Source organism: Collimonas sp. NPDC087041 (assembly GCF_044745265.1).
In the GTDB taxonomy this organism is placed as follows: domain Bacteria; phylum Pseudomonadota; class Gammaproteobacteria; order Burkholderiales; family Burkholderiaceae_D; genus Collimonas.
In genome coordinates, this window is sequence record NZ_JBIUZX010000009.1 from 173,070 (window position 1) to 188,782 (window position 15,713).

The 15,713-nt window shown below is 57.4% G+C and carries 12 protein-coding genes; 11 read left to right on the top strand and 1 reads right to left on the bottom strand.

Annotation, left to right across the window (positions count from 1 at the left end; genetic code table 11):
- Positions 1-98: 98 nt before the first annotated feature.
- The 7 genes from cyoB to ACIPF8_RS17255 all read left to right on the top strand — a co-directional run bounded on the left by cyoB (position 99) and on the right by ACIPF8_RS17255 (position 6,607).
- On the top strand, positions 99-2,102 hold the full coding sequence (cyoB, locus tag ACIPF8_RS17225) for a cytochrome o ubiquinol oxidase subunit I (RefSeq protein WP_400423339.1): 2,004 nt from the start codon (positions 99-101) through the stop codon (positions 2,100-2,102).
- Entirely contained in the window at positions 2,095-2,730 is a 636-nt protein-coding gene (gene cyoC / locus ACIPF8_RS17230) for a cytochrome o ubiquinol oxidase subunit III (protein WP_400423341.1), read from the top strand. Before cyoB ends, cyoC begins: the two co-directional genes overlap by 8 nt.
- Positions 2,727-3,182: a cytochrome o ubiquinol oxidase subunit IV gene (gene cyoD / locus ACIPF8_RS17235; RefSeq protein ID WP_400423343.1), complete on the top strand. Its 456-nt coding sequence runs from the start codon at positions 2,727-2,729 to the stop codon at positions 3,180-3,182. Before cyoC ends, cyoD begins: the two co-directional genes overlap by 4 nt.
- Positions 3,179-4,078 carry an SURF1 family protein gene (locus ACIPF8_RS17240; protein ID WP_400423345.1) on the top strand — a complete coding sequence of 300 codons (900 nt, stop codon included), beginning with the start codon at positions 3,179-3,181 and terminating at the stop codon, positions 4,076-4,078. Before cyoD ends, ACIPF8_RS17240 begins: the two co-directional genes overlap by 4 nt.
- Positions 4,062-5,411 (top strand): ATP-binding protein, encoded by a 1,350-nt coding sequence (locus ACIPF8_RS17245; RefSeq protein ID WP_400423347.1) that lies wholly within the window; start codon positions 4,062-4,064, stop codon positions 5,409-5,411. The genes ACIPF8_RS17240 and ACIPF8_RS17245 overlap by 17 nt, the downstream gene beginning before the upstream one ends.
- Positions 5,401-5,937 (top strand): response regulator transcription factor, encoded by a 537-nt coding sequence (locus ACIPF8_RS17250; RefSeq protein WP_400423349.1) that lies wholly within the window; start codon positions 5,401-5,403, stop codon positions 5,935-5,937. Before ACIPF8_RS17245 ends, ACIPF8_RS17250 begins: the two co-directional genes overlap by 11 nt.
- A 172-nt stretch (positions 5,938-6,109) precedes the next feature.
- Positions 6,110-6,607, top strand: a complete 498-nt coding sequence (locus ACIPF8_RS17255; protein ID WP_400423351.1) for an acyl-CoA thioesterase — start codon at positions 6,110-6,112, stop codon at positions 6,605-6,607.
- Between the two features lie 24 nt (positions 6,608-6,631).
- On the opposite strand, the gene ACIPF8_RS17260 is transcribed toward ACIPF8_RS17255, so the two are convergent.
- Positions 6,632-8,086: an ATP-binding protein gene (locus ACIPF8_RS17260; protein ID WP_400423353.1), complete on the bottom strand. Its 1,455-nt coding sequence runs from the start codon at positions 8,084-8,086 to the stop codon at positions 6,632-6,634.
- Positions 8,087-8,924: 838 nt separating this feature from the next.
- Between ACIPF8_RS17260 and ACIPF8_RS17265 the strand changes: the two genes are divergently transcribed.
- The 4 genes from ACIPF8_RS17265 (at position 8,925) to ACIPF8_RS17280 (ending at position 15,702) form a co-directional block, all read left to right on the top strand.
- The gene (locus tag ACIPF8_RS17265) at positions 8,925-10,079 is read left to right on the top strand and encodes an efflux RND transporter periplasmic adaptor subunit (RefSeq protein ID WP_400423354.1); all 1,155 of its coding nucleotides are present in this window, start codon (positions 8,925-8,927) and stop codon (positions 10,077-10,079) included.
- Complete coding sequence (locus ACIPF8_RS17270) at positions 10,072-13,167, top strand: efflux RND transporter permease subunit (RefSeq protein ID WP_400423355.1); 3,096 nt, start codon at positions 10,072-10,074, stop codon at positions 13,165-13,167. The genes ACIPF8_RS17265 and ACIPF8_RS17270 overlap by 8 nt, the downstream gene beginning before the upstream one ends.
- A gap of 81 nt (positions 13,168-13,248) precedes the next feature.
- Positions 13,249-14,748: an efflux transporter outer membrane subunit gene (locus ACIPF8_RS17275; RefSeq protein ID WP_400423356.1), complete on the top strand. Its 1,500-nt coding sequence runs from the start codon at positions 13,249-13,251 to the stop codon at positions 14,746-14,748.
- Between the two features lie 60 nt (positions 14,749-14,808).
- On the top strand, positions 14,809-15,702 hold the full coding sequence (locus ACIPF8_RS17280; RefSeq protein WP_400423358.1) for an ATP-binding protein: 894 nt from the start codon (positions 14,809-14,811) through the stop codon (positions 15,700-15,702).
- The last annotated feature ends 11 nt before the right edge of the window (positions 15,703-15,713 follow it).

Consider the following 15,713-nt stretch of genomic DNA (forward strand, 5'->3'; position numbering starts at 1 on the left):
CAGCAAGCCGCCCTGGCAGCCTTTCAGCCAGTGTGCCGCTTTGCCGGTACTGGCGCCGTGGCAGGCGCCGCGTCCTCCTTTTTCCTCGGAAAGTAACAATGCTAGACCATATTGATCTGACCAAGCTGATCTTCGGCCGTCTCACCTGGGACGCGATTCCCTTTCACGAACCGATCCTGCTGGTGACCTTCGCCATGGTCGCAATCGGCGGCGTGGCGTTGCTTGCCGCGCTGACTTATTACCGCGTATGGGGCACCCTGTGGCGCGACTGGTTCACCAGCATCGACCACAAACGGATCGGCATCATGTACATGGTGCTGGGCCTGGTAATGCTGCTGCGCGGCTTCGCCGATGCGCTGATGATGCGCGCCCAGCAAGCCTTCGCGTTCGGCGATTCCGCCGGCTTCCTGCCACCGCACCATTACGACCAGATCTTCACCGCGCACGGCGTGATCATGATTTTCTTCGTCGCCATGCCGCTGGTTACCGGCCTGATGAACTATGTCGTACCGCTGCAAATCGGCGCCCGCGACGTGGCTTTCCCGTTCCTCAATAACTTCAGCTTCTGGATGACCACATTCGGTGGTGGCCTGGTCATGGCTTCGCTGTTCGTCGGTGAATTCGCTCGTACCGGCTGGCTCGCGTATCCGCCGCTGTCCGGCATCCTGGGTAGTCCGGATGTGGGGGTCGACTACTACATTTGGGCATTGCAGATTGCCGGGGTAGGGACCTTGCTGTCCGGGGTCAACCTGATCGTGACCATCGTCAAGATGCGTGCGCCTGGCATGAACATGATGAAGATGCCGGTGTTCACCTGGACCGCGCTGTGCACCAACGTCCTGATCGTCGCTGCATTCCCTGTGCTGACCGCCGTATTGGGCATGCTGGCGCTGGACCGCGTGGTCGGCACCAATTTCTTCACCAATGACATGGGCGGCAACGCCATGATGTATGTCAACCTGATCTGGATCTGGGGTCACCCAGAGGTATACATCCTGATCCTGCCAGCCTTCGGTATTTTCTCGGAAGTGGTATCGACCTTCAGCAGCAAGCGTCTGTTCGGTTATACCTCGATGGTCTATGCGACTGTGGTTATCACCATCCTGTCCTACCTGGTATGGCTGCATCACTTCTTCACCATGGGGTCGGGGGCAAGCGTCAATTCGTTCTTCGGCATCACCACGATGATCATCTCGATCCCGACCGGGGCCAAGATATTCAACTGGTTGTTCACCATGTACCGCGGCCGTATCCGCTTTGAAGTGCCAATGCTGTGGACCATGGGCTTCATGATCACCTTCGTCATCGGTGGCATGACCGGCGTGCTGCTGGCAGTACCGCCAGCCGACTTCGTGCTGCATAACAGCCTGTTCCTGATCGCTCACTTCCACAACGTGATCATCGGTGGCGTCCTGTTCGGTATGTTTGCCGGTATCAACTACTGGTTCCCGAAGGCATTTGGTTACAAGCTCGACGATTTCTGGGGCCGTTGCTGCTTCTGGTTCTGGACCATCGGCTTCTACTTCGCCTTCATGCCGCTGTACGTACTGGGCCTGATGGGTGTGACTCGCCGCATGAGCCACTTCGAAGATCCGTCGCTGCAGATCTGGTTCATCATCGCTGCATTCGGTGCTGTCCTGATCGCACTCGGTATCGCTTCGTTCCTGGTCCAACTGGTGGTCAGCTTCCGTCGCCGTCACGAACTGCGTGACACGACTGGCGATCCTTGGGGTGGCCGTACTCTGGAATGGTCGACTTCGTCGCCGCCGCCAGACTATAACTTCGCGTTCACACCAGTGGTGCACGACAACGATGCATGGACCGACATGAAGAACAACAACTATGTTCGTCCGCAGCAAGGCTTTACCGATATCCACATGCCGAAGAATACGGCTGCCGGATTCATCATTGCCGGGCTGAGTGCAGCAGTTGGTTTCGCGCTGATCTGGCAGATGTGGCTGTTGGCCGGCCTCGGTTTCGTAGCGATGGTTGCCGCTGTCATCATCCATACTTTCAATTACAACCGCGATTACCACATCCCGGCGGATGAAGTTATCCGCACAGAGGGTGAACGCACACGTTTGCTGGCTAGCCATGTCTGATATCTCAACTTCCTCCGCTGGCGCGCTGAGCGCCGATCCGAGCTCGCGCTACTTTGTGCGCGAGCACCATCCAGAAAACGGCACTTTGCTCGGTTTCTGGCTGTACCTGATGAGCGACTGCCTGGTGTTTGCCTGCCTGTTCGCGACCTACGCTGTCCTCGGTCGCAACTATGCAGGCGGCCCGACCGGCGCTGAATTGTTCGACTTGCCACTGGTGGCCCTCAACACAGCGTTGCTGCTGCTGTCGTCGATCACCTACGGTTTCGCCATGCTGGAAATGCAGCGCAAGAAACAAGGTGCAACCATCGCCTGGCTGGTCATCACCGGCGTGCTTGGCGCCTGCTTTATCGCTTTCGAGCTGTATGAGTTCGCGCACCTGATCCACGAAGGCGCTGGCCCGCAACGCAGCGGCTTCCTGACTTCGTTCTTTGCACTGGTGGCTACCCACGGCTTGCACGTAAGCTTCGGCATCATCTGGCTGATCACGCTGATATTCCAGGTCCGTCGTCACGGCCTGACACCGGAAAACGGCCGGCGCCTGATGTGCCTGTCGATGTTCTGGCACTTTCTTGACGTTGTCTGGATCGGCGTCTTCACCTTTGTCTACCTGATGGGAGTCTTGCCATGAGCGGGCATCAACAACATCCGGCGCTAGTCGTCCCACACAGCCATGATCACGACACGCATGTCGATCACGGCACTGTAAAAAGCTATGTCACCGGCTTCGTGCTGGCCGTCATCCTGACCGCCATTCCATTCTGGCTGGTGATGGGCAAGGTCATCGATAAATCCAGCACTACCGGTATCGTGCTGCTGGCTTTCGGTGCCGTGCAGATCGTGGTTCACATGATCTACTTCCTGCACATGAACACCAAGTCCGAAGGTGGCTGGACCATGCTGGCAATGCTCTTCACGGTCATGGTGGTAGGGATCATGCTGAGCGGTTCGCTGTGGGTGATGTATCACCTCAACCACAATATGATGCCGGGCATGACGCCAGCGTCGATGCAGGAAACCGTACCTGAATCGTTGCAAAACATGCCGGCTTCGCATGACATGCACAACATGAAAATGCAATGACCCAGGCGCCGCACAGCAAGGTGGCCGGCGACGGATTGCCGGATAACACTGCTGTTGCGGCACAAGATGTAAAGCCGCGGCAGCGCTCTCGCGCCACGCGGCTGGTGCTGGCTGCTTGCGCAGGGCTGTTATTCTTCGGCTTTGTAGCACTGGGCAGCTGGCAGTTGAAACGCCTGCAATGGAAACTTGACCTGATCGAACGGGTTGAGCAACGCGTCCATTCCCCTGCGATGGCAGCTCCCGACCGGGAAAGCTGGCCGCGCATCACCGCTGAAAATGACGAGTACCGTCATGTCCGCCTTACCGGCAATTTTCTGTATGAACTGACCACCCCGGTCCAGGCCGTCACCGAGCTTGGCAACGGCTTCTGGCTGCTGACGCCGTTGCGCAGCGCCGATGGCAGCGTAGTGCTGGTTAACCGCGGCTTCGTTGCCGCCAAAGTCGGCGACTGGAAATCGCAGGATTCCGCCGCGCAAGCCAGCACTGCCGCCAATGCCCCCGAACCGCTCAGCGTGACCGGATTGCTGCGCATCAGTGAGCCGGGCGGCGGCTTTTTGCGTCACAACGATCCCAGCGCCAACCACTGGTATTCACGCGACGTGCAGGCGATTGCCGCAGCGCGCGGCCTGTCTGGCGTAGCGCCTTATTTCGTTGATGCCGATGCCGGCCAGAGCGGTTCCGGCGGTGCGGCTGCCGGGCAACCGATCGGCGGCCTGACGGTGATCTCCTTTCACAACAGCCATTTGGTTTATGCTCTCACTTGGTATGCTCTCGCCCTGATGGTGGCGGGCGCCTGCTTCTGGGTGGTGCGCGAAGAGCGCCGCATGCTGCGCGTTGCCGCCAGCGCCAGTGGTGACGGTATCGACCGGGAAAGTGAAGATGGCAAGCAAAATTGAAACCATTGCAGATACAGACGATTTGAAAGAAGTAATAGCGGGCGCCGCTGGCCCTGAAGACACTACCGGCCACAAGAACATGCTGCGCCTGATCCAGTTACGCTGGATCGCCGTGATCGGCCAGATCACGACCATCGCGGTAGTGATGGTCGGCTTCGGCATCCACCTGCCGCTGCCGCACATGTTGATGGTGCTGGCTTGTCTGATTGCCTTCAACATCGGCAGCCACCTGCGCTGGCACGAGCGCACCGAGGTCAGCAACAATGAATTGTTCCTGGCGCTGCTGGTCGATGTCGGCAGCTTGACTGCACAGCTTTACCTCAGCGGCGGCACCGCCAATCCCTTCGCCTTTCTGTTTCTGCTGCAGGTCATTCTGAGCGCAGTGTTGCTGGAAGCCTGGTCAACCTGGACCATCGTGGCGATCACCAGTGCCTGCCTGGCTGGGCTGTCGCTGTTTTCCGAGCCCTTGCATCTGCCGGCCGATCATGGCAATGGCCTGACCAGTTTATACGTCGATGGCATGCTGCTGTGCTTTGCCATGATTGCCGCGCTGCTGGTGTTTTTTGTCACCCGCATCAACCATAACCTGCGCGCCGGCGACGCCCAGCTCGCCGACCTGCGCCAACGCGCCGCAGAAGAAGATCATATCGTGCGCATGGGCTTGCTGGCTTCGGGCGCAGCACACGAACTCGGTACGCCGCTGGCCACGCTTTCCGTTATCTTGGGCGACTGGCGGCGTATGCCGGAATTCAGCAAGAACAGCGAACTGCTGGAAGAAATCAGCGAAATGCAGACCCAATTGCAGCGCTGCAAAAGCATCGTCAGCGGCATCCTGCTGTCGGCCGGTGAGGCGCGCGGCGAATCGTCGGTGAAAACCACCATCAGCACTTTTCTGAACGACCTGGCCAAGGAGTGGTGCGCCACCCGACCTATCGTTTCGTTTGCCTATGAAAACCGGATCGAGCAGGACATGCCCGTAGTGTTCGATTCGGCGCTCAAGCAGATGATCTGCAACGTACTCGACAATGCGCTGGAAGCATCGCCGCAATGGGTCTGCCTGGAAGCGACTCGCGAGGGCGATTCATTGATCCTGCAGGTCACCGATACCGGTCCGGGCTTCGTACCGGCCATGCTGAACCACATCGGCAAACCATACCAGTCGAGCAAGGGACGGCCCGGTAGCGGGCTGGGCTTGTTTTTCGTCGTCAACGTCGCGCGTAAATTGGGCGGTGTCGTGAACGCCAGGAATCGTGCTGAAGGCGGCGCCGAAGTGCGGCTGACCTTGCCGCTGGCAGCCATCAGCCTTGAAGAGGAAATTGTTCATGTCGGTTGATCGACTGTTGCTTATTATCGAAGACGACGCGGCGTTCGCGCGTACCCTTGGCCGCTCGTTCGAGCGCCGTGGTTACACAGTCCTGCTGGCGGAAAGCCTGGATCAGGCCGCAGAATTACTGAAGCAGCACTCGCCGGGTTATGCGGTGGTCGACCTCAAACTGAATGGAAATACGTCTGGATTGGCTTGTGTGCAGATGCTGCACAAGCACGATCCGGAGATGCTGATCGTGGTGCTGACCGGGTTCGCCAGTATTACCACCGCGGTGGAAGCGATCAAGCTTGGCGCTTGCCAATACCTGGCCAAGCCATCCAATACGGACGATATCGAAGCGGCCTTCGGCCATGTTGCCGGGGCAGCCGACGTCGAATTGACCAGTCGCTCTACCTCCATCAAGACCCTGGAGTGGGAGCGCATCCACGAGGTATTGGTAGAAACCGGCTTCAATATCTCTGAAACCGCACGCCGTCTCGGCATGCACCGGCGCACGCTGGCGCGCAAGTTGGAAAAACAGCGTATCAAATAGGTGGCGGCAGCTGCATTCGTCGATTCGCCGCTACCGTTTACGGCATCAGCGCTTGTAAGTCTGTCCACATGATTAACACTATAAGCTGCTTCCTCGTTCTTGAAAAAGACGGGGTGGCAATAGCGGCTGTTCAAAGCAGCCATTTTTTCATTTGCTTATGGAGTTTTCCATCATGTCAGCTATCTTGTCCCCACGTCCAGTTATCAAAGAAAACGATGTAAAGGCGACACTGTTGTCGCCCGATTTTTTGCGCGTATCCCAGCCGAAAACGTTTCACCATTCGATTGATGTCTATCTGAAGGATTCGAATGCCACCGGCAACATCTATTTTGCGCGGCATTTCGAGTGGCAAGGGATCTGCCGCGAACGCTGGTTTTTTGAGTGTGTTTCGGCCGACATGCTGCAGTCGCTTGGCGTTTTCATCACAAAGGAAGCGCAGCAGAAGTATGTCAGCGAGACATTCGCTTTTCAAAAGATCGATTGTGAGGTTAATACTTTCGCGGTGAAGCATTGCTCGTTCTCGCTATCGTTCCGTTTCTTTGTCGGCGGTGAGCTGGTGGCCACTGGGCATCAGCAAATCGTTTTCGCCAACAAGGAAAAGAAAATAGCGCGCTTGCCGGATCACATCCTGGCAAAGATTCGCGAGTATGAAGTCGAAAAGGGTGAATAGTAGTTTGCTGAATGATGCTTTGAGCTAGGAACCAAGCGGAGGAGGGGTTGCTGCACTTTTCTCCGCTTGGCGAGATGCTGGTGCAGGAGCCTGGTCTTGCGCGGGGTTATCCACACGCGGAAATTCCAGCGTGAAAGTCGTGTATTGGCCGGCCACCGAGTCGCATCGGATACGTCCTCCAAAAGCAGCCATCACGCGATGGCAGAAGGTGAGGCCGACGCCGGTTCCGCCGCTATTCTTGGTCGTGAAAAAGCCGTCGAAAATGTTCGGCAGCGCCTCTTGCGGAATCCCGGTCCCGGTATCGGTAAAGTGCAGGCGGTTGAATGTCGCGCCACTCTCGGTCGATATGATGATCTCGCCCTTTTTTGCCGCCTTGATCGCGTACAGCGCATTCTTCAACAAATTGAACAGCACCAGTATCAGGAGTGTATCGGAGCCGTAAAAACGGAATTCTTCCGAGATATTGAGAATGATGCGTTCGCGGTCCTCATGGTCGAATGTGTACCTGTCGATGGCTTCGGCCAGGCATTCCTGTATTTCGTGCTGGGTGAAATTGGACTTATCGATCTGGTCCATCTTGATCGACGCCAGCATCATGTCCAGCACCGCATTGGTGCGATCGACCTCCCTGGTGAGCGTTTGCCCGATCGTGGCGAGGTAATTCATCGCGAACGGCGGCAAGGTGGGTTCACATAGTTTATGCGTGACGGCCAGCTGGTAACTGTTCAGCAGCGTCGGTATGTATTTGTTCATTCCCTGCGCCTGATTGCGGATCGACAGCAGCGGCGTGCGCATTTCGTGGGCCACAGTGGCGGCAATCGCCATTGGGTTGAACAGCCCGTATTTGACGATCGCAATGGTGATAATGCCGAGACTGACGGCGATGAACAGCACGCCCGGAGGATAGAACTCGTAGCCGTAGTTGCACAGATAATCGATGGCGGCGAAGAAGTAGGTCAATATGCCGGCAATGCAGAGGCGTAACCTGATGCGCTTGTTGGGTGGCGCATTTCGCTGCTGCATGAAGGTGATGTACAGGCCGCGGTTGACCACAACAACCGTTTGCAGCACATGGATCGGATGCAGCAGCCCGGCCTTCGGATAGAAGCCCCAAAAATACTGATAGTAGCCGGATACGAAGAGATCGCTGCCGATCAGGAAAACGGCCAGTATCGAGGCTAGCCCGTACGACAGATAAACCAGTGGCCGCTCCTGCGGCCGATCCGAGACTTCAGTCAGGAAGTGATACAGGCTGGTCGGCAGGAACAGGATCAGCAGATAACCGAACTTGATCAGGAATATCGCCACCACCGGGTTGTGGACCTGGAATAGCACCGCCCACGTCCCTTGCCAAAATGCCGAAGTGACGCACAACACGGAAAAGCTGATGCCAATGCGGGTAAAGCCTTGCGCGCAAAGGACGTACAAGCCATAACCGAGGAACACGGACGACACCAGTGCGGGCAATATTGAGTACATTAGCAATAGCAATCAAGTGGTGGTGTTGATGCGAGTTATTGACTGTGGGAGAGATACACAACATGACCCAACATGGTGCTTCACAAATCGGCGATATGTCCTGCTTCAACCGATAACATTCCAGAAATGTAACACTCAATTGTCAATGATGACATTATTATAGGCTTGTCATCATTCTTCTGGGAAACTATTTTCCCAAACTCAAAGATAGCGCTACCTGACACATGGATTGTAAGAGTTTTTTTACTTTTAATCGCGGAGGGGGCGCGAACACAATCCCCGAATTATAGGCGTTGGCGGCTGAACAGCTGCCATTTTGGACGCCGGGCGCTACGGCAGGATAGTTGACGGGCGGTTGGCGCTTTGAGGAATTGCGGGCCCAGGCTTGCCAGCAAGGTCATGAACTTGCCACATTTTTTTGCCAGAATCAAAGCGTAACCTCACGGCGTAACCGTCAACGTGCGGATGCTATCGATGCCTATCAAGGAGGGGGCATGTGCTCATGTTTGGTGAGGGAAAAGTGTTGTTTTGAGAGCTTGTCAGCATTTTGTCAGGATTCCTTCAGGTTCCTGACAGGATTGCTCGATATTCTCACGATATCCGTTACTGGCGCTGCGTTTCGATCTCATGAAACTCGCAAAAATCGCATGCAAGATCGTCGATCAATCAGGCAGCGCTATCCCAGTCAAAAAACTTTGAGGAACGTACCGAAGAAATCATTCGGGCTGCCGGTGTGCGGCGGCAAGGCAAGAACGACATGTCACCAGATGACATACCAAATAACGTAGCAAATCATGAAGAGTCGCGCGATACAACGATTTTCACTATGAGCCCCATCATGCAAAACAACACCCAGCAAGCAAAGAAACGTGTACTTGTCCTGACGATAGGCATTCTTGCCGTTGTCGGTATCGCCTGGTTCGTATCAGACGGCAGTAAAGGCGCCGCTCATGCGGCCGATGCCGCGCCGACGGCGAATTTTGTACGCAAGGGAGAGCAGTTGCAGGTTCCTTCGGGCTCACCGTTGCGCAAGCGTTTGATCGTCGCCCCAGTGACGACCATGGATGCACCGCATACGCTGGAACTGCCGGCGCAGGTCGAGGCCGATCCGGCGCAGACGATTAATGTCCTGGCGCCAGTCGCCGGCAAGGTAATCGAACTGAAAGTCGGCCTTGGCGATCAGGTCAAGAAAGGTCAGTTGCTGCTGGTGATGAGCTCGGGCGATTTTGCACAGGCGGCATCCGATCGGCAGAAAGCCAGCGACGCCTTGCAACTGGCGAAAAAAGTCCTGGATCGCCAACGCGGCGTGCAGGATGCCGGCGCCGGTGCGATCAAGGATCTGGAGCAGGCTGAAAGCACGTATGCGCAGGCGCAATCCGAGTTTTCCCGTGCCGATACCCGCCTCAAGACGCTGGGCAACGTCAACGCAGATAGCAGTGGCCGGCGCCTCAACGTTGTCGCGCCGACTTCCGGCAGCATCACTGCGCTGTCGATCGGAGTTGGCCAGAATGCAAACGATCTGACTGCGACGTTGATGACGATAGCGAACCTGGACAAGGTCTGGATCACGGCCAACGTACCCGAGAACATGCTGTCGTCGGTAAAAAAAGGCCAGCCCGCATCGATTCGCCTGCCGGCTTATCCCGACAGCAAATTCCATGGCAATGTCGCCTTTGTCAGCGATGTCCTGCAGCCTGACACGCGACGCGCACTGGTGCGCATCAGCATGCCGAACGCGGACGGAAAATTCAAGCCGAACATGTTTGCCAACGCCCTGTTCGCCGTCGCACAAACCTCATCGCCGGTTGTGCCAACCTCGGCGCTGCTCATGAACAATGACGACACCACAGTGTTTGTCGAGGTTTCGCCCTGGAATTTCGTACGCCGTAAAGTGATCACCGGCTTTGAAGAAAATGGCAGTATCCGCATTCAATCCGGATTGAACGCCGGCGATCGCGTTGTCATTTCGGGCGGAGTGCTGCTAAATGATTAACAACGTCGTCCGCTACTGCCTGCGCAAACGCTATGCGGTGATTCTGGTGACGATACTGGTGGCATTGTTTGGCTACTACTCGTGGACCCAAATGGCCGTGGAAGCCTATCCTGAACTGAGCGATGTCCAGGCGCAGGTAACAACCCAGGCGCCGGGCCTTGCTGCAGAAGAGATCGAACAGCAAATCACGATTCCGCTGGAGCGTCAGCTCAGCGGTACGCCAGGCCTGGTCCATATGCGTTCTTCCAGCACCTTTGGCTTATCGCTGATTACGCTGACCTTCAAGGATGGCGCCGAAGATTACTGGGAACGTCAACGTGTAACCGAACGCATGGCGCAGGCGACCCTGCCCAGCGGAATTACACCGAGCCTGGATCCGGTGAGCGGTCCATCCGGTGAAATTTATCGCTACACGCTGGAATCCGACAGCAAGAACCTGATGGAATTGTCTGAAATTCAGCGCTGGATCGTCATGCCTGAATTGCGCCAGGTGGCCGGCGTTGCCGATGTAAATAACTTCGGCGGCCTGACCAAGGAATATCAGCTTGAGGTCGACCAGAACCAGTTGCAGCGTTACGGCATCGCGCTGTCGGACATCACGACCGCGATCAACAACAACAATGCGAACGCCGGCGGCAGCCGTATTTCTCGCGGCGAGCAAGGCTATGTGGTGCGCGGCATCGGCCTGATGCGCAATCTGACCGACCTCGGCAATGTCGTGGTCAAGCAAGTCAATGGCGTGCCGATATTGGTGCGGGATCTCGGCAAGATGCAGTACAGCCATCAGGAGCGCCAGGGCATCTTGGGCAAGGACAACAATCCTGACACGATTGAAGGCATCGTTTTGCTATTGAAATACCAGAACGCCTCCGAAGTGATCAAGAGCGTGCATGCCAAGGTCGAGCAATTGCAAAAGCAATTGGCGCCGCAAGGTGTGCGGATCGTTCCTTACATCGACCGCGACGACCTGATTGAACTGACCGTACATAAAGTGAGCCATACGGTGATCGAGGGCATCGGCCTAGTGTGTATCGTACTGATCCTGTTTCTCGGCAGCCCGCGCAGCGCCCTGGTAGCAGCGGTGACCATTCCACTGGCGCTGGTTACCGTGTTCATCATGATGTACCTGACCAAGATGCCGGCCAATTTGTTTTCGCTGGGAGCGATCGACTTCGGCATCATTGTCGATGGCGCCATCGTGGTGACCGAAGCCATCTTGCGACGACGGGAAGCCAAACCGACCGAGGAATTGACCGAGGGCGAGGTGCGGGCCGCCACGACCGAAGTGGTCAAGCCGATTTTCTTCGCGACCCTGATTATCATCAGCGCTTATTTGCCCTTGTTCGCCTTTGAACGGGCGGAAGGCAAGTTGCTGTCGCCGATGGCGCTGACTGTCAGCTATGCACTGATGGGTGCTTTGTTGTGCAGCATCGTGCTGGTGCCGGGACTGGCATACATGGCGCTGCGCAAGCCACGCCGGATTTTTCATAACAAGCCGCTGGAATGGCTGACCGCCGGCTATCGAAAGACACTGGGCGCATTGCTCGACAAACCATCGATTGCCTATGTCATCGGTGCAGTAGCGCTGGCCGGCGTCATCGTGCTGGGCGCTGCTACTGGCCGCGAATTCATGCCGCAGCTGGATGAGGGTACGCTTTGGCTGCAAGTGCAGATGCCGTCCGGGCTGTCGCTGGAAAAGGGCATGGAGATGGCGGCCGAGTTGCGTCGAACCATCCTGGAGTGTCCCGAAGTGTCTTACGTTGTGACCCAGCTGGGACGCAGCGACGACGGCACTGACCCATGGACGCCGTCCCACATGGAGGTGCCGGTCGGCTTGAAGCCCTACAACACCTGGCCCAGCGGAGAGAACAAGGCGCAATTCGTGAAACGCCTGAATGCGCGCCTGTCGCAATTGCCCGGCTTTTCGATTGGCATTAGCCAGCCGATCAGCGACGGCGTCAACGACGCCGTTGGCGGCGCCCATAGCCCGTTGGTGATTCGCGTGTATGGCGACGACTTCAAGGAACTGCGTCGTATCGGCAATGAAATTGTCGATGTGTTGCATGGCGTGCAGGGCAGCGCCGATGTGTCGATTTTCCAGGAGCCGCCGGTTCCGCAAATGGTGATCGATATCGATCGGGCCGAAATTGCGCGCCTCGGCATCAACATCGGGGATATTTCCAATCTGATTCAAACCGGCATTGGCGGTGCGCCGGTCACCCAGTTGTACGTGGCAGATCGCATTTACAACGTGACGGTGCGCTTCCCGAAAGGAAATCGAAACGGGCCGGAGGCACTGGGCAATTTGCTGATCACGTCATCCAGTGGTGCGCGTATTCCATTGTCGCAAGTGGCGCATATTCGCACGGCAACCGGCGAAAGCACGATTACCCATGAAAGCACGCATCGGCAACTGACCGTGCGCCTCGATTATGCCGACCGCGATCTGTTGTCGTATTACCAGGATGCGCAAGCGCAGGTTGCACAGAAAGTCCATTTCGACAAGAGCAAGTACCGTCTCGAATGGGCCGGCCAGTTTGAAAACCAGGAGCGGGCGCAGGCGCGCATGATGCTGGTGTTCGGCCTGGTAGTCGGCTTGATGGCAATCATTCTATATGCCGGCTTCGGCAAATTACGCCAGGCCCTGTTGATACTGGGCGTGGTGCCGCTGGCTGCGCTGGGTGGCTTGATCGCGTTGCATCTCACCGGCAACACCATCAACGTCGCCACCGGAGTGGGCTTCATCGCCTTGTTCGGCGTCGCGGTACAGAACGGCATCATCATGGTCTCCAACATCAATCGCGTCAGGCAACAAGGCCTGGCGCTGGCCGAAGCGGTGCTGGCGGGAGCATTTGAACGTTTCCGTCCAGTCTTGATGACGGCGACCGTGGCGTCGATCGGCATGTTGCCAGCGGCACTGGCGACCGGTGTTGGCACCGACGTCCAGCGTGGCTTGGCGACCGTCGTGGTGGGTGGGCTGGTGGTCGCCACCTTGCTGACCTTGTTCATTCTGCCGACGTTTTATTTCGCGCTGGAGCGCCGAATAGAGCGCCGCAAGAAGCAAGTCGAGACAAGCGACGGGCGCTAGTTGGTTCGTAGCCAGGGAGATGCCACAGGCACTCTCCCGGCAGGATTGGCAAGCTGCGGTGGATGTTTAAATAGGTAGAACATGATGAAATTAAAATTGCAATCTCTGGCATATGCGCCGATGCTGGCTTATTCGCTGGTGTTGGCGGGTTGTGCGGTCGGCCCCGATTTCAAGCAGCCTGAGGCGCCGGCGGTGCAGGGTTACAGCAAGCAGCCAATGCCGTCGAAAACGGCGTCTGCCAACACGCAAGGTGGTGATGAGCAGCAGTTCGTCAGCAACATGGATATCCCGGCGCAATGGTGGACGCTGTTTCAATCAACGCCTTTGAATGCCGTGATCGAGCAAGCGCTGAAGGCCAACCCGGATCTGCAATCGGCGCAAGCGGCCTTGCGGGCGGCAGAAGAACAGGTCTCGGTGCAGCAGGGGGCTTTTTTCCCGACAGTCAATGCCAGCCTGACGCCGACTCGCCAGAAAGTGGCGACCACGCCGGGCCAGGACGGCGCCTTGTATAACCTGCATACCGCCCAGGTCAGCGTGTCATATACGCTGGATGCATTTGGCGCAAACCGGCGTGCCGTGGAGAATCTGCAGGCGCAGGCCGGGCAACAGCGCTTTTTGCTTGAAGCTGCCTATCTGACGCTGACCTCGAACGTGGTCGCTGCGGCAGTGCAGGAAGCATCGCTGCGCGCGCAGATCAGCGCGACTCAGGAAGTCATCAAAACGCAGACGAAGTTGCTGGAGCTGCTGAAGCGCCAGTATGCATTGGGCGATGTGGCGCAAGCCGATGTTGCAGCACAGGAGGCGGCGTTGGCGCAGACCCAGGCCACCTTGCCGCCGCTGCAGAATTCCTTGTCTCAACAACGCAATAAGCTGACAGCGTTGGCTGGCCGCTTCCCAAGTGAAGAACTGGACCAGAAATTTCTCTTGTCCCAGATCAGCCTGCCGCTGCAACTGCCGGTCAGCCTGCCGTCAAATTTGGTGCGGCAACGGCCTGACGTGCGTGCGGCAGAAGAGCAGCTGCATGCGGCGTCGGCGGAAGTCGGCGTCGCCACGGCCAATATGCTGCCGCAAATTACCCTGAGCGCGAATATCGGCAGCTCAGCCACGCAGATCGGTAATCTCTTTACAGCCGGGACCGGATTTTGGGCGCTTGCTGGTGGGCTGACCCAGCCATTGTTTGCTGGCGGCGCTTTGCTGCACAAAAAGCGTGCTGCCGAAGCGCTCTTTGAACAGGCTCAGGCGCAGTATCGCAGTACGGTGATTGTGGCATTCCAGAACGTGGCCGATAGTTTGCGGGCGTTGCAATATGACGCTGAAACCCTGAAAGCGCAGTTGCTGGCCGAACGTGCCGCCGCGCGCAGTCTGGAAATAGTGCGTAAATCGGTGGAACTCGGCGCCAGCACGCCGCAGACCTTGTTGACCGCGCAGCAGACTTATCAGCAGGCGGTAATCAGCCTGGCGCAGGCACAGGCGGCGCGCTATGCCGATACGGCGGCGTTGTTCCAGGCGCTCGGCGGCGGTTGGTGGAATCGCAATGATTCTGGCGAGCCGGCGCAGGCCAGCAATGGCGTGCAGAAATGAAGTTTGCTTGGCTATGTGCAGGGAGGATGCCTGGACGGGAATAGCTTACTAATCTGGCGCATGATTGGCGTCGGCGGATTGCTGGCCCTGACGCTTTCGGCGGCCGGCGCCTTCTGCCTGCGCGTATGGATTGCGCGCAGGATAGAGGCAATCCGCGATGCTGCACGCGATATCGAGCGCGGCAATCTGGGGCGCCGGTTGCCGGTATCGGGCGGTAGTGGCCAGTTCGCCCGATTGAATCAGGACCTCAACCGCATGCTGGATAAAGTCGAGCAAAGGATGGATGGCGCTCGCCATGTCTCCAACACCATCGCACACAGCTTGCGCACTCCTCTGGGGCGGATTCGCACCCATCTCGATGAAACATTACACGCCAGATCCGACGCCGTAGCGCTGGCCGCCGCCGGAGATCTGGCCGTCCAGGAGGTCGACGGGTTGATTGCGTTGCTGGATAAGCTGTTGCAAATGGCCGAAACGGAATCCGGAGCGCGCCGCCAGAGCTTTGAGCCGGTTGCCATGCGCGACATGGTAGCGAACGTGGTCGAACGTTACCAGGCCGCTGCCCATGAGATGGCGGTGGCGCTGGTCATGGAGATCGAAGGAAATCCGAGTATTCGCGGTGATCGGCAGTTGCTGGAAAGCGTATTGACCGATTTGCTCGACAATGCATTGAAGTATGCCGGTCATCCGACCGCGATTGGCGTGTACGCAGCCCAACGGGGTGACGAGGTCATCTTGCTGGTGCATGACGACGGCCTGGGCATTCCGGTACAGGAACGCACTAATGTGCTGCAACGCTTTTATCGTCTCAATCACGAGCAACAAGGCAATGGCATCGGCCTGTCGACCGTTGCCGCCATCGTCAGCTTGCATGGCGGAACGCTCCATCTGGAAGACGCCGCGCCGGGACTGCTGGTGCGGATGGTGTTTCCGGGCAGCGCTAATGCCGTCTGATCAAGCCTGGT

Excerpts from the sequence above, each read along its gene's own strand:
- cyoB (WP_400423339.1), top strand. The coding sequence starts at position 99 with ATGCTAGACCATATTGATCTGACCAAGCTGATCTTCGGCCGTCTCACC.
- cyoC (WP_400423341.1), top strand. The coding sequence starts at position 2,095 with ATGTCTGATATCTCAACTTCCTCCGCTGGCGCGCTGAGCGCCGATCCG.
- cyoD (WP_400423343.1), top strand. The coding sequence starts at position 2,727 with ATGAGCGGGCATCAACAACATCCGGCGCTAGTCGTCCCACACAGCCAT.
- ACIPF8_RS17240 (WP_400423345.1), top strand. The coding sequence starts at position 3,179 with ATGACCCAGGCGCCGCACAGCAAGGTGGCCGGCGACGGATTGCCGGAT.
- ACIPF8_RS17245 (WP_400423347.1), top strand. The coding sequence starts at position 4,062 with ATGGCAAGCAAAATTGAAACCATTGCAGATACAGACGATTTGAAAGAA.
- ACIPF8_RS17250 (WP_400423349.1), top strand. The coding sequence starts at position 5,401 with ATGTCGGTTGATCGACTGTTGCTTATTATCGAAGACGACGCGGCGTTC.
- ACIPF8_RS17255 (WP_400423351.1), top strand. The coding sequence starts at position 6,110 with ATGTCAGCTATCTTGTCCCCACGTCCAGTTATCAAAGAAAACGATGTA.
- ACIPF8_RS17260 (WP_400423353.1), bottom strand. The coding sequence starts at position 8,086 with ATGTACTCAATATTGCCCGCACTGGTGTCGTCCGTGTTCCTCGGTTAT.
- ACIPF8_RS17265 (WP_400423354.1), top strand. The coding sequence starts at position 8,925 with ATGCAAAACAACACCCAGCAAGCAAAGAAACGTGTACTTGTCCTGACG.
- ACIPF8_RS17270 (WP_400423355.1), top strand. The coding sequence starts at position 10,072 with ATGATTAACAACGTCGTCCGCTACTGCCTGCGCAAACGCTATGCGGTG.
- ACIPF8_RS17275 (WP_400423356.1), top strand. The coding sequence starts at position 13,249 with ATGATGAAATTAAAATTGCAATCTCTGGCATATGCGCCGATGCTGGCT.
- ACIPF8_RS17280 (WP_400423358.1), top strand. The coding sequence starts at position 14,809 with ATGATTGGCGTCGGCGGATTGCTGGCCCTGACGCTTTCGGCGGCCGGC.